Raw genomic sequence first — 13,008 nt, forward strand, 5'->3', positions numbered from 1 at the left:
TCAAGCATTCGTAATTGCGCTTTACTCTTATTTTACTCGCTAACGTCACGCTCTACTCTGGGTTTTGTGCTTGCTTTTTACTGTAAAAATTAATTATGGCGGCTTAATAGTTTCTTAATAGAGCCACAGTATAAAGGCAGGGTAAATTAAGGTTTTTCTGGTAATCGTTATGAAAAATAGTAAAACCAAAGTGAGTATCATTGTCCCGTTATATAATGCGGGAGCGGATTTTAATGCTTGCATGGCGTCGTTAATCGCGCAAACGTGGTCGGCGCTGGAAATTATTATTGTGAATGATGGATCGACGGATCATTCCGTTGAGATAGCAAAACATTACGCAGAACATTACCCGCATGTTCGACTGCTTCATCAGGCCAATGCTGGCGCATCTGTCGCCCGTAATCTTGGCCTGCAAGCAGCGACCGGCGATTACGTCGCCTTTGTCGATGCGGATGACCTGGTCTACCCGAAGATGTATGAAACGCTGATGACTATGGCGCTTAACGATGATCTGGACGTTGCGCAGTGTAATGCGGACTGGTGCGTCCGAAAAACCGGGCACGCCTGGCAATCTATTCCGACCGATCGTCTGCGCTCCACCGGAGTATTAAGTGGACCGGATTGGTTGCGTATGGCGCTGGCCTCTCGGCGCTGGACGCATGTTGTCTGGATGGGCGTTTATCGACGTGCGTTAATTACCGATAACAATATTACTTTCGTTCCCGGACTACATCATCAGGACATATTATGGTCGACGGAAGTTATGTTTAATGCCACGCGCGTACGTTATACCGAACAATCATTATATAAATATTTCCTGCATGATAATTCGGTAAGCCGTTTGCAAAGACAAGGCAATAAAAATCTTAATTATCAGCGGCATTATATTAAAATTACGCGATTATTAGAAAAGCTCAATCGTGATTATGCCCGTCGTATTCCGATTTACCCGGAATTTCGCCAGCAAATTACCTGGGAAGCGTTACGCGTTTGTCATGCGGTACGTAAAGAGCCTGATATTTTGACCCGCCAGCGTATGATTGCCGAAATTTTTACTTCTGGCATGTATAGACGGATGATGGCTAACGTCCGCAGCGCGAAAGCGGCTTATCAGACGCTGATCTGGTCCTTCCGGCTGTGGCAATGGCGCGACAAAACCTTGTCGCACCGTCGTATGGCCCGTAAGGCGCTCAATCTGTCTTAGCGCTCATGTTTTTAGGCGCGGCGATTTTCCCCCAGCCTTGCCACTGGTGCTGAAACCAGACAATCACGGAACTTTGCGTAATGCTCTCGCCGATGACGCTGAAAAAGCGCGTAGCGTAGACCGGTTGCAGCGGTTTTTTCGGCTTGCACATCTTCACGCCGCGGAAGGGATTGCGCGGCGCGTCAATTTTCTGCGGCGTCACACCAGGTCGGGACGTATCTACCTGCGGTTCGTTGAGCAGGCTGCCTGGGCGTACCAGGGTGATATCCGCCGGCAGGCGATAAACCATCTGTTGCAGCACGCGCACCGTTGCGGGATGCGGATGTCCAATCGCGATAGCGGAACCGTTGCGACGGGCCAGTTCGATAGCGCGATTAAACTGACGGCGAATATCCGCCTCGTTTTGCGTATCGTCGAGGAACACTTTGCGCTTGATCACTTTCACACCCGTACCGGATGCCGCGCGCATCGCCTGGCTATTGCCAATCGTCATGCTGTCGAGAAAATAGAGATTGTAATGTTCCAGCGCCTGCATAACTTTTTGCATACCGAACAGGCTGGAAGTCATTGCGCTGCCCATGTGGTTATTAAGCCCGACGGCATACGGCACGTTGTTTACCGCCTCGCGGATAATGCGCTCGATCTCATCGCTGCTCATATCTGGTCGCAGCGTATCCTTCTCCAGCGGCTGTTTGCTTAGCGGCGCCATCGGCAGATGGATTAACACCTCATGCCCGCTATTGTGCGCTTTAGTTGCCATTTCGCGCGCGTGCGGCGCGTTGGGCAGTACGGCGACGGAGATGTTTGGCGGCAGCGCCAGAACCTGGTTTTCCGTATGCGGGCGATAGCCAAAATCATCAATCACGATGGCGAGCTTGCCAGCGAAAACGGGATGTGCAAACGCCAGCAAAGTGGCCAGCGTGAGAATGGAGCGACGAAACTGAGGCAAAACTTATCTTCCCAACCACGGCTGTGGATTGACGGCCTGACCCTGGCGACGAATTTCGAAATAAAGCGAAGGTCTGCCCTGACCGCCGCTACTGCCCACAAGGGCGATAGGTTGTCCGGCGCGCACCTGCGCGCCTACGCTGACCAGCGCGCTCTGATTATAGCCGTAAAGGCTCATATCGCCTTTACCATGCTCCACGACCACCACCAGACCATAGCCTTGCAGCCAGTCCGCCAGAATCACCCTGCCGTCGGCGATGGCTTTGACCTCGGTGCCTTCCGACGCGCCGATCACCATCCCCTTCCAACGTAGCTCACCCTGCAGCCGTTCGCCATAGCGATGCAATATCGGGCCGCGTACCGGCCAGTATGCCTGACCGCGAGGCGCGCCCAGACCGCCGGTGCGGGACATTAGCGAACGCTCGCTTTCCGTCGGCTTATAGGTGCTGCCTTTACGCGAGGCTTCCTGCTGCTTATCGCGTACCGCCTGCGCTTCGCGGGCTTCACGCTCCGCTCGCGCTTTGGCCGCCGCTTCCGCCCGCGCGATACTGTTGCGTAGGCGTGATTCGTTGGCGCGCAGTTCGCTTAACTGTTGCTGGCCTTGCTGAATAGATGACTCCAGTCCGGCAAGCGTTTTCTTACGTTCATTACGCGCCTGTTCCAGCTTCGCCTGCTGAGCGCGCTGTTCATACAGCAACGTTTGTTGTTGGCTTTGCTTCTCTTCCAGCTCGGCTTTTTGCGTGGCGACCTGTTCGCGAGTCTGTTTCAGTTCGGCGATAGTCTCCTGGCGCGCCTGGTTCAGATAGCCGAAGTAGGCCTGCAGGCGTTGCCCACGCTGGCTCTCTTCTCCGCTAAGAATAAGCTGAATGCCGGTGTGTTCGCCCTGGCGGAAAGCGGCGTCCAACTGCGCGGCGAGATTACGCTCCTGGCTGGCTTTTTGCTGCTCCAGTTTGGCAATTGAGGCGTTCATCTCATCAATTTGCGCGTTTAACTGATCCAGAGTGCTTTGCGTTTCGCGCAGCTTACGCGCTGCGGCCGAGATGGCCTCTTCCTGGGCTTTCAGTTGTGCCAGGAGGCTGGCGCGCTGTTGCTGCTGCTGGCGTACGTCGCGTTCTTTCGCGGCGATATCGGCCTGAATAGATTTGAGTTGATCACGGTCATCCGCGTGGGCGGAAAAGGCGCACAACAATACGCCAGCGCTAAGTACGCTGGCGTAGAACAAAGGCCTGACTGAAAACGTTTTTAGTTTCACGGCCTGTTGAATGGTGTTAATCGCCTTTCCCCTCATGGGGAGGGATTATTCCACGATGAACAGCGGCTTACCAGTCATCTCTTGCGGGATTTCCATCCCCATCAGCGACAGCATGGTAGGCGCAATGTCTGAAAGTTTGCCGCCTTCGACCGCCTTCACGTTTTTCTCGCCGACATAAATCAGCGGCACCGGCAGGTTGGTGTGGGCGGTATGCGCCTGACCGGTCGCCGGATCGCGCATCTGCTCCGCGTTGCCGTGGTCCGCGGTAATCAACAGTTGTCCACCAACGGACTCAACCGCTTTTGTTACCTGTTCAATGCAGTTATCCAACGCTTCCACCGCTTTGATGGCGGCTTCCATCACGCCGGTATGACCGACCATATCGCCGTTTGGATAGTTACAAATGATGGTGTCGTACTTACCGCTTTCGATCGCCGCGACCAATTTTTCAGTCAATTCTGCAGAGCTCATTTCCGGTTGCAGGTCATAAGTGGCCACTTTCGGGGAGTTGATCAGAATGCGCTCTTCGCCAGCAAACGGTTCTTCTACGCCGCCGTTAAAGAAAAAGGTTACGTGCGCATATTTTTCCGTTTCGGAAATACGCAGCTGAGTTTTGTCGTTTTTCGCCATCCATTCGCCAAAGGTATTCGCCAGCGACGCTGGTGGGTAGGCAACGGCAGTTTTGATGTCGGCGGCGTATTCGGTCAGCATCACGAAGTTCAGATTAACCACTTTCTTACGCGCAAAGCCGTCGAAATCAGCATTAACGAAAGCGCGGGTAATTTCGCGCGCGCGGTCAGCGCGGAAGTTCATGAAAATCAGCGTGTCGCCGTCTTCCATCGTCGCATCAGCCTGGCCCTCGGCGCGGATAACGGTCGCTTTGACAAACTCATCGTTTTCATCACGAGCGTAAGCGGCCTGCAGGCCAGCCACAGCGGTATCCGCCTGGAATTCGCCCTGGGCCAGGGTCATCAGATCATACGCTTTTTCCACGCGATCCCAACGGTTGTCGCGGTCCATAGCGTAGTAACGACCGACGATAGACGCCACGCGGCCTTTGCCCAGCGCGGCGAATTTGTCTTCGAATTTTTTCAGCGAGGCTTCAGCGCTGCGCGGCGGCGTGTCGCGACCGTCGAGGAAGGCGTGCAGATAGATTTTTTCTGCGCCGCGCTCTGCGGCCAGTTCCACCATCGCCATAATGTGATCTTCGTGGCTGTGGACGCCGCCCGCGGACAGCAGACCCATAATATGAACCGCTTTACCGGCGTTTTTCGCCTGGTCTACCGCATTGGTCAGGACTGAGTTAGCAAAGAAAGTACGTTCTTTAATTTCAACGTCCAGACGCGTCAGGTCCTGATAAACGATGCGGCCTGCGCCCAGGTTCACGTGGCCCACTTCGGAGTTGCCCATCTGGCGGTCAGGCAGACCCACTTCCAGACCGGATGCGTCGATCAGGGTATGCGGACGTTTTGCCCACAGAGCATCCATCACCGGGGTTTTGGCGTTTAAGATAGCGTTATCCTGCTGTTCTTCACGGTAGCCGTAGCCATCCAGAATCACCAGTACCATAGGTTTTTTAGAAACCGACATTGCGACAACCTCATACTCAATAGACAAAATAATTGCGTAATTTTACTACAGCTGAATCGATAAAATAGCCTCAGAAGATCAAAGAAAGGGATCGCGCTGGCGTGAGAAGGCAAGTAATAGCGTGATTTTTTTTCGTAGCGCCCCGCAAAAATGCATTCCAGTGCACGCTCTGGCTGTATTTGCGCCACTGCACAGGTATACTCCTTTCCTGGTTTTTTAATCACTACGTCGGGAGTTGTTACCCCCCATGCAAGAAATTATGCAATTTGTTGGCCGTCATCCCATACTGAGTATCGCCTGGATTGCGTTACTGGTGGCGGTTTTATTTACCACGTTCAAAGGTCTGACTTCAAAAGTTAAGGTGATTACACGCGGCGAAGCCACGCGCCTTATCAACAAAGAGGACGCCGTTGTTGTGGATTTACGTCAACGTGACGATTTCCGTAAAGGCCATATCGCTGGCGCGACCAATTTGCTGCCGAGCGAAATCAAAGCCAACAATGTTGGCGAACTGGAAAAGCACAAAGACAAGCCGATTATCGTGGTCGATGGTTCTGGTATGCAGTGCCAGGAATCCGCTAACGCGCTGACAAAAGCCGGCTTTGAAAAGGTCTTTGTGTTGAAAGAAGGCGTAGCAGGCTGGAGCGGCGAGAATCTGCCTCTGGTGCGCGGTAAGTGATTACCCGTCGTTTTCATGACGCAAGGGGAATGACTTGCCCTTGCGTCGACATGAAATCCATCGGGTAAAAAAACAGGAGCGAAGTCATGGCCAATATTGAAATCTACACCAAAGCAACCTGTCCGTTTTGCCATCGTGCAAAGGCGCTGTTAAACAGCAAGGGCGTGAGTTTCCAGGAAATTGCGATTGACGGCGACGCCGTGAAGCGTGAAGAGATGATCAAACGTAGTGGCCGAACGACGGTTCCGCAAATTTTTATTGATGCACAGCACATTGGCGGTTGTGACGACTTGTATGCGCTGGATGCGCGTGGTGGACTGGATCCGCTGTTGCGTTAAGGCGTACTCAAGTATTTAAGGACAACACTAAAGGGTTTTACACATGTCAGAACAAAATAACACTGAAATGGCTTTCCAGATCCAACGTATCTATACCAAGGATGTTTCTTTCGAAGCGCCAAACGCACCGCATGTTTTCCAGAAAGATTGGCAGCCAGAGGTTAAACTGGATCTTGATACGGCATCTTCCCAACTGGCGGATGACGTTTATGAAGTTGTGCTGCGTGTTACCGTAACGGCTTCCCTGGGGGAAGAAACCGCGTTCCTGTGCGAAGTTCAGCAGGCCGGTATTTTCTCCATCAGCGGTATTGAAGGCACTCAGATGGCGCATTGCCTGGGTGCATACTGCCCGAACATTCTGTTCCCGTATGCTCGCGAGTGCATCACCAGCCTGGTTTCACGCGGTACGTTCCCGCAACTGAACCTTGCGCCGGTCAACTTTGATGCGCTGTTCATGAACTATTTGCAGCAGCAGGCTGGCGAAGGTACTGAAGAACATCAGGATGCCTGATGAACCAAAGTAATGCGTCAATGACAGTCATCGGTGCCGGCTCGTACGGCACCGCTCTCGCCATCACTCTGGCGAGAAACGGCCACCAGGTTGTCCTGTGGGGCCACGACCCAAAACATATCGCGACCCTGGAGCACGATCGCTGCAACGTCGCGTTCCTTCCCGATGTGCCTTTTCCCGATACGTTACACCTGGAAAGCGACTTAGCAATCGCGCTGGCGGCCAGTCGTAACATTCTGGTGGTGGTGCCAAGCCATGTTTTCAGCGACGTGCTGCGGCAGATTAAACCGCTGATGCGTCCGGATGCGCGTCTGGTATGGGCGACCAAAGGCCTGGAAGCGGAAACGGGGCGCCTGTTGCAGGATGTCGCTCGCGAGGCGTTAGGCGATCAAATCCCGCTGGCGGTGATTTCTGGCCCGACGTTCGCTAAAGAATTGGCGGCGGGTTTGCCGACGGCAATCTCTCTGGCCTCAACCGATGAGACCTTTGCCGACGATCTCCAGCAACTGTTGCACTGCGGAAAAAGTTTTCGCGTCTATATCAATGCGGATTTTATCGGCGTGCAGCTTGGCGGCGCGGTGAAAAACGTGATTGCGATTGGCGCGGGGATGTCTGACGGCATCGGCTTCGGCGCGAACGCCCGCACGGCGCTAATCACGCGTGGACTGACCGAAATGTCGCGGCTTGGCGCAGCGCTTGGCGCCGATCCCGCCACCTTTATGGGGATGGCGGGTTTAGGCGATCTGGTGCTGACCTGTACCGACAACCAGTCGCGCAACCGTCGTTTTGGCATGATGCTTGGCCAGGGCATGGACGTTAAAGGCGCGCAGGATAAGATTGGCCAGGTGGTCGAAGGCTATCGCAATACGAAAGAAGTTCGTGAATTGGCGCACCGTTTTGGTGTTGAAATGCCAATAACCGAGGAAATTTATCAAGTATTGTATTGCGGAAAAAACGCGCGCGAGGCAGCATTAACGTTATTGGGTCGCGCCCGCAAGGAAGAGCTGAGTCGCCACTAGCCGTAAGGAACTGTTTGCATAAACGACCCAACCCGCACAGAACGGGTTGGTCGTTTTCTGCCCGTCTGGAGTAAGCCATGCCGTGTGAAGAACTGGAAATCGTCTGGAAGAATATTAAAGCTGAAGCCCGCGCTTTAGCTGACTGTGAGCCTATGTTGGCCAGTTTTTATCACGCCACGCTACTCAAGCATGAAAATCTGGGCAGTGCGCTGAGCTATATGCTGGCAAATAAACTGGCTTCGCCCATCATGCCCGCTATCGCTATCCGTGAAGTAGTTGAAGAAGCCTATGCCGCCGACCCGGAAATGATCGCGTCGGCAGCCTGCGATATTCAGGCCGTGCGCACTCGCGATCCGGCGGTGGATAAATACTCCACGCCGCTGTTATATCTGAAAGGCTTTCATGCGCTACAGGCCTACCGCATTGGTCACTGGTTGTGGAATAAAGGTCGCCGCGCGCTGGCTATCTTCCTGCAAAATCAGGTTTCGGTCTCGTTTCAGGTGGATATTCACCCGGCAGCGAAAATTGGCCGCGGGATTATGCTCGACCATGCCACCGGTATTGTGGTGGGGGAGACGGCGGTTATTGAGGATGATGTGTCGATCCTGCAATCCGTCACCCTGGGCGGTACCGGGAAAACGAGCGGCGATCGTCATCCTAAAATCCGCGAAGGCGTGATGATTGGCGCGGGCGCGAAAATTCTCGGCAATATCGAGGTGGGGCGCGGCGCGAAAATTGGCGCAGGTTCCGTCGTTTTACAGCCTGTCCCGCCGCACACTACCGCCGCAGGCGTTCCGGCGCGTATTGTCGGCAAGCCGGGCAGCGATAAGCCGTCGATGGATATGGACCAGCATTTTAACGGGATACACCATACGTTTGAGTATGGCGACGGCATCTGAATTGCGCGGTACAACTAAAAAACGCTGTTCCGATGGAGTGCAATCCCGGAACAGCGGAGCGAAGAATTCGCAATGTGGACAATCAGGCTGCGGATGATGTCAGCGTGATGCGATCCAGCGGGCCGACGATAAACAGATATGAAATGAGACCAATAAGTCCCATCGAGCCAACGTATAAAATGGCAAAGTCGAACGACTGAGTATTGGCAAGAATCACGCCGATGACCAGCGGCGTAACGATGCTTGCCATATTGCCGCACATGTTAAATACGCCGCCGGCAATACCCAGAACTTCCTTCGGCGAGGTGTCGCTGAGTACGCACCAGCCCAGGTTACCAAACCCTTTGGCAAAAAAGGCCAGACTCATCGCCGCAATGACCACAAATTCTGAAGAGGTGTAGTTGGCGATCACAATTACGCAAGAGAGCAACATACCGCAGATAACAGGCAGTTTCCGCGCGACGGTAAGGCTATAGCCGCGTTTGAGTAGCCAGTCGGAGAACACGCCGCCGAGCAGGCCGCCAATAAAACCGGCAATGGCTGGAATACTGGCCACAAAACCGACTTTCAGAATCGACATGCCTTTCGCCTGGTACAGGTAGGTCGGGAACCAGGTCAGGAAGAACCAGGTGATAGAGGTGACGCAGAATTGCCCGATGTAAACACCGATCATCATCCGGTTAACACAGACGGTTTTAATCTGCGCGAACGTTATTTTCTGCGGCTCCTTTTTACAGCCCAGAGAGGGCTCGCCACCACCGCTACGAATATAGTCAATTTCCGCTTGATTAACTTTTGGATGGTGCATCGGATCTTTGACTTTCATTAACCAGAATATACCGAGCATCACGCCAATAGCGCCAATATAATAGAAGACAAAATGCCAGCTTAAATTATGCAGAATGATCGTCATTAGCGGGGTGATAATGCCCAGCGAGATATATTGCGCAGCCTGATAAACTGAAGTAACGAAACCTCGTTCATTATTGGGAAACCATTGTACGCTTAAACGACTGTTCGCCGGAAAGGCAGGCGCTTCAATCGCGCCCATCAGCAGACGTAGAATAACCAGTACAATTAATGGGCTGCCATACAGATAGATCGTTCCCTGAAACATGGTTACTAACGACCAGCCAATCAATGCGCAACCGTAAACCAGTCGTGAACCGTAGCGGTCTAATAGCCAACCACCGGGTAGTTGCATAATGACATAGGCGATACCAAATGAGGAGAAGGCCAGGCCCATCGCTTCCGGATCAAAACCTAATTCTTTACTCATTATTGGGGCAACTACGGATAGAGTTGCGCGATCCGCATAATTAAATACGGTAGCAAGAAATAAAAATATAAGAATGGTATGACGCACTTTTGTGCGCTTTATTATTATGTTCATTATCTACTCCTCAGATAAGGGCAGAATGCATCCTGTAAGGTAAGAGAGGCGGGACGGATTCCCGCCAGTCGGGTTAAGGGCGTTTGCCAAATTCACAGGTTAATTGTGTCCAGCGGCGCGCTTGTTCACTGAGCGTGAAACCCAGACCATGACGATCGGAAATCCACATGCGGCCATCGCGCAGCTCAAGTTGCTCGTTGAATAATGGGTTCAGCCACTCGAAATGTTCCAGCCACGGCTCCAGGGGATACGCTGCGGAAAGGTGCAGGTGTACTTCCATCGCAAAGTGCGGCGCCAGCTTACGCCCGTGTTTCGCCGCCAGATCCATAATCTTCAGGAACGGAGAGATACCGCCGACACGCGGCGCATCTGGCTGAACGAAATCGCTGGCATTGCCCAGAATCAACTGCTCGTGTTCCCGGAAACTGGTCAGCATTTCCCCGGTGGCGATAGGCGTATCCAGCGCGGCAGCAAGCTGGGCATGGCCTTCGATGTCGTAAGCATCTAATGGTTCTTCAATCCAGATAAGGTTGAACTGTTCCATTTTACGCCCCATGCGGATAGCCGTTTCGCGATCCCACTGCTGGTTAGCGTCAACCATTAACGGGAACTCATCCCCAAGCGCTTCACGTACTGCGGTTAAGCGGCGAATATCCTCAGCGCAGTTGGGTTGTCCGACTTTCAACTTAATACCGCCAATGCCATTTTCGCGGGAAATCACCACATTTTTCAGCACTTGATCGAGCGGTGTATGCAAGAACCCCCCTGAGGTGTTGTAACACTGAACGGAGTCGCGGTGCGAGCCCAACAGTTTTGCCAGTGGCAGACCGGCACGTTTAGCCTTCATATCCCATAAGGCGATATCGATAGGGGAGATAGCCTGTACCGCCATCCCGCTACGCCCCACCGAGGCTCCGGCCCACAGCAGCTTGGTGTATATTTTGTCGATATCATTGGGATCTTCGCCCAGTAGATTATCGGCTATCTCTTTGGCGTGAGCATAAATACCCTGGCCGCCAGCACGTTTGGAGTAGCTAAAACCAACGCCTTCAAAGCCGTCGCGACTGCGGATTTCGGCAATGATGATTGCCACTTCGGTCAAAGGTTTCTGGCGACCGGTCAGTACCTTCGCGTCACTCACTGGCGTCGCCAGCGGTAGAAAAGCCAGTGATAGCTTCACCCATTCGATACGATCGCCGGTTTCTGCCGCGGTTCTGGTATTCGCCGCTTTTGCATACGTTACGGCGTCGGAATTCGCGCTTAAAGCCATTTTTTTTCTCCTGATAATCACAAAATGATTGCGCTAACATTTTTATTATTAAGCGAGCGCAGGATCCAGAAAGTTGATGTTGATTTGAATATTTGATCACATATGTCGTATAAAAAGCAGGATTTATTGCAAAATGGATCACGATCCAAAAATATCTGGGGGAATGCATAATACAAAATGATGGCGCTATCATTTTGTAATGACTGAGCTTGATAAGCTACTGTATTTACGGCCTTTCCTGATGCGAAGCTGGCAATAGCCGCAGGCATGATGAATAATGCGCGGATAAATCAGCCAATCTTTGCAGGGGCATCAGACGTGAAGAGAACCAAATCACCTCGTGCGCCGACGCTGGAAGATGTAGCACGTAGCGCCGGGCTGTCTCCGATGACAGTCAGCCGGGCATTGAATTCGCCACAACTGGTTCGCCCCAAAACGGTTGAGAAAGTCATGCAGGCGGTTCGCGTCACAGGCTACATACCCAACGCGTTAGCCGGTGGTCTGGCGTCGCGACGGAGTAAATTAATCGCTGTCGTCGTGCCGCAAATTAACAACAACATGTTTGTCGATACCATCCAGTCGCTGAGCGATGAACTGGCCCGACGCGGATATCACATATTGCTGTGCGTGGCGGGATATACCGAACAAACGGAAGCGGAATTGGTGGCGACACTGCTTTCCCGCCGCCCCGATGGCGTGGTGCTTACCGGGATCCATCACACGATAGAACTGAAAAAGGTCATCCTGAACGCGGCTATTCCGGTGGTGGAAATTTGGGACTTAACGCCCACGCCGCTTGATATGCTGGTCGGTTTTTCCCATGAAAAAGTCGGGCAGGCGACGGGGGAGTATCTTCTGAGTAAGGGCTATCGTCGTCCCGGCTTGTTGTGGACCGCCGATCGCCGAGCCGCGCAACGTAAGCAGGGGTTATGTAGTGTTCTTCAACGCCACGCTATTCATGCCGTACCGCAGGTAGATGTCCCCCTTCCGGCATCGCTTTCGCTGGGGCGCAGCGGTTTAAGCCAGCTTTTTGACGAAGGGACGTTTGATGTCATTGTTTGCAGTTCTGATACCCTGGCACAGGGGGCGATGATGGAGGCGGAAAGCCGTGGTTTGCGCATCCCGCATGATTTAGCGGTTATTGGTTTTGGCGACCTTGATTTTGCCGCCAGCAATCGACCGTCAATTACTACCGTAAGCGTTGACAGACGCGCCATTGGCCAGCGCGCCGCTACGCTGTTGGCCGATCGTATTGAACAGAAACCGTGCGCAGAAGCTATTGTGGATATTGGCTTTCATTTGATTGAGCGAGAGTCCGCATAAACGGGAACATGCCATCGGGATCAGCCAGGCCGGATCAGGCGTTAGCCGCCATCCGGCATTGAATATATTACGACCGCAATACCGCGCCGGGATATCCTAACTGGCGCCACGCTTCATACACCACCACCGACACCGCATTCGACAGGTTCATGCTACGGCTATCCGGCATCATCGGAATGCGAATCTTCTGCTCTTTAGGCAACGCATCGAGAATGCTGGCGGGCAGGCCGCGCGTTTCCGGGCCAAACATCAAATAATCGCCATCCTGATAGCTTACGGCGCTATGGGCGGGCGTACCCTTTGTCGTCAACGCAAACAGGCGCTGCGGGTTTTCGGCGGCGACAAAGGCGGCATAATCGTGATGGCGCTGAACCGCGGCGAATTCGTGATAGTCCAGCCCTGCGCGGCGTAAGCGCTTATCATCCCAGGTAAACCCCATCGGTTCGATGATGTGCAGACGAAAGCCGGTATTGGCGCAAAGACGAATGATGTTGCCGGTATTCGGCGGGATTTCTGGTTCGAAGAGTACGATGTTAAGCATGATGCCCCCTTAAATGCGGGGGCAGAATAGCAGAAATTTAC

At 53.1% G+C, this 13,008-nt stretch carries 13 protein-coding genes; 7 read left to right on the forward strand and 6 right to left on the reverse strand.

What is annotated here, in order from left to right:
- Positions 1 to 169: 169 nt before the first annotated feature.
- Positions 170 to 1,204: a glycosyltransferase gene (locus tag HU143_RS00685; protein ID WP_023227671.1), complete on the forward strand. Its 1,035-nt coding sequence runs from the start codon at positions 170 to 172 to the stop codon at positions 1,202 to 1,204.
- Here the strand turns inward: HU143_RS00685 and HU143_RS00690 are convergent.
- The 3 genes from HU143_RS00690 to gpmM are packed head-to-tail and all read right to left on the reverse strand — an operon-like array spanning position 1,191 to position 4,994.
- Entirely contained in the window at positions 1,191 to 2,153 is a 963-nt protein-coding gene (locus HU143_RS00690) for a divergent polysaccharide deacetylase family protein (protein WP_001627139.1), read from the reverse strand. The genes HU143_RS00685 and HU143_RS00690 overlap by 14 nt on opposite strands.
- Before the next feature lie 3 nt (positions 2,154 to 2,156).
- Positions 2,157 to 3,416, reverse strand: coding sequence for a murein hydrolase activator EnvC (gene envC, locus HU143_RS00695; RefSeq protein ID WP_228770042.1), 1,260 nt, complete (start codon positions 3,414 to 3,416; stop codon positions 2,157 to 2,159).
- A gap of 33 nt (positions 3,417 to 3,449) precedes the next feature.
- Complete coding sequence (gpmM, locus tag HU143_RS00700) at positions 3,450 to 4,994, reverse strand: 2,3-bisphosphoglycerate-independent phosphoglycerate mutase (RefSeq protein WP_023227670.1); 1,545 nt, start codon at positions 4,992 to 4,994, stop codon at positions 3,450 to 3,452.
- A 247-nt stretch (positions 4,995 to 5,241) separates the two neighbouring features.
- On the opposite strand from gpmM, the gene HU143_RS00705 reads away from it, so the two are divergent.
- The 5 genes from HU143_RS00705 to cysE all read left to right on the forward strand — a co-directional run bounded on the left by HU143_RS00705 (position 5,242) and on the right by cysE (position 8,440).
- The gene (locus tag HU143_RS00705) at positions 5,242 to 5,673 is read left to right on the forward strand and encodes a rhodanese-like domain-containing protein (RefSeq protein ID WP_001156179.1); all 432 of its coding nucleotides are present in this window, start codon (positions 5,242 to 5,244) and stop codon (positions 5,671 to 5,673) included.
- A gap of 86 nt (positions 5,674 to 5,759) precedes the next feature.
- On the forward strand, positions 5,760 to 6,011 hold the full coding sequence (gene grxC, locus HU143_RS00710) for a glutaredoxin 3 (protein WP_001273795.1): 252 nt from the start codon (positions 5,760 to 5,762) through the stop codon (positions 6,009 to 6,011).
- A 43-nt stretch (positions 6,012 to 6,054) separates the two neighbouring features.
- Complete coding sequence (secB, locus tag HU143_RS00715; RefSeq protein WP_000003370.1) at positions 6,055 to 6,522, forward strand: protein-export chaperone SecB; 468 nt, start codon at positions 6,055 to 6,057, stop codon at positions 6,520 to 6,522.
- On the forward strand, positions 6,522 to 7,541 hold the full coding sequence (gpsA, locus tag HU143_RS00720) for an NAD(P)H-dependent glycerol-3-phosphate dehydrogenase (RefSeq protein WP_001076594.1): 1,020 nt from the start codon (positions 6,522 to 6,524) through the stop codon (positions 7,539 to 7,541). Before secB ends, gpsA begins: the two co-directional genes overlap by 1 nt.
- 77 nt (positions 7,542 to 7,618) lie before the next feature.
- Positions 7,619 to 8,440, forward strand: a complete 822-nt coding sequence (gene cysE / locus HU143_RS00725) for a serine O-acetyltransferase (protein ID WP_001112113.1) — start codon at positions 7,619 to 7,621, stop codon at positions 8,438 to 8,440.
- An 82-nt stretch (positions 8,441 to 8,522) separates the two neighbouring features.
- Here cysE and HU143_RS00730 read toward each other — a convergent pair whose 3' ends face one another.
- The gene (locus tag HU143_RS00730) at positions 8,523 to 9,833 is read right to left on the reverse strand and encodes an MFS transporter (protein ID WP_051129324.1); all 1,311 of its coding nucleotides are present in this window, start codon (positions 9,831 to 9,833) and stop codon (positions 8,523 to 8,525) included.
- A gap of 73 nt (positions 9,834 to 9,906) precedes the next feature.
- Positions 9,907 to 11,103: an L-talarate/galactarate dehydratase gene (locus HU143_RS00735; protein WP_023226526.1), complete on the reverse strand. Its 1,197-nt coding sequence runs from the start codon at positions 11,101 to 11,103 to the stop codon at positions 9,907 to 9,909.
- A gap of 318 nt (positions 11,104 to 11,421) precedes the next feature.
- On the opposite strand from HU143_RS00735, the gene HU143_RS00740 reads away from it, so the two are divergent.
- Positions 11,422 to 12,426: a LacI family DNA-binding transcriptional regulator gene (locus HU143_RS00740; protein ID WP_001537635.1), complete on the forward strand. Its 1,005-nt coding sequence runs from the start codon at positions 11,422 to 11,424 to the stop codon at positions 12,424 to 12,426.
- 67 nt (positions 12,427 to 12,493) lie between these two features.
- Here HU143_RS00740 and trmL read toward each other — a convergent pair whose 3' ends face one another.
- Positions 12,494 to 12,967 (reverse strand): tRNA (uridine(34)/cytosine(34)/5-carboxymethylaminomethyluridine(34)-2'-O)-methyltransferase TrmL, encoded by a 474-nt coding sequence (gene trmL, locus HU143_RS00745; RefSeq protein WP_000932335.1) that lies wholly within the window; start codon positions 12,965 to 12,967, stop codon positions 12,494 to 12,496.
- Positions 12,968 to 13,008: the final 41 nt, after the last annotated feature.

Source organism: Salmonella sp. SJTUF14076 (genome assembly GCF_015534835.1).
GTDB lineage: Bacteria > Pseudomonadota > Gammaproteobacteria > Enterobacterales > Enterobacteriaceae > Salmonella > Salmonella enterica.

What these genes read in the sequence shown, in the direction of transcription:
- HU143_RS00685 (WP_023227671.1), top strand. Translation starts at nt 170, where the DNA reads ATGAAAAATAGTAAAACCAAAGTGAGTATCATTGTCCCGTTATATAAT.
- gpmM (WP_023227670.1), bottom strand. Translation starts at nt 4,994, where the DNA reads ATGTCGGTTTCTAAAAAACCTATGGTACTGGTGATTCTGGATGGCTAC.
- HU143_RS00705 (WP_001156179.1), top strand. Translation starts at nt 5,242, where the DNA reads ATGCAAGAAATTATGCAATTTGTTGGCCGTCATCCCATACTGAGTATC.
- grxC (WP_001273795.1), top strand. Translation starts at nt 5,760, where the DNA reads ATGGCCAATATTGAAATCTACACCAAAGCAACCTGTCCGTTTTGCCAT.
- secB (WP_000003370.1), top strand. Translation starts at nt 6,055, where the DNA reads ATGTCAGAACAAAATAACACTGAAATGGCTTTCCAGATCCAACGTATC.
- gpsA (WP_001076594.1), top strand. Translation starts at nt 6,522, where the DNA reads ATGAACCAAAGTAATGCGTCAATGACAGTCATCGGTGCCGGCTCGTAC.
- cysE (WP_001112113.1), top strand. Translation starts at nt 7,619, where the DNA reads ATGCCGTGTGAAGAACTGGAAATCGTCTGGAAGAATATTAAAGCTGAA.
- HU143_RS00730 (WP_051129324.1), bottom strand. Translation starts at nt 9,833, where the DNA reads ATGAACATAATAATAAAGCGCACAAAAGTGCGTCATACCATTCTTATA.
- HU143_RS00735 (WP_023226526.1), bottom strand. Translation starts at nt 11,103, where the DNA reads ATGGCTTTAAGCGCGAATTCCGACGCCGTAACGTATGCAAAAGCGGCG.
- trmL (WP_000932335.1), bottom strand. Translation starts at nt 12,967, where the DNA reads ATGCTTAACATCGTACTCTTCGAACCAGAAATCCCGCCGAATACCGGC.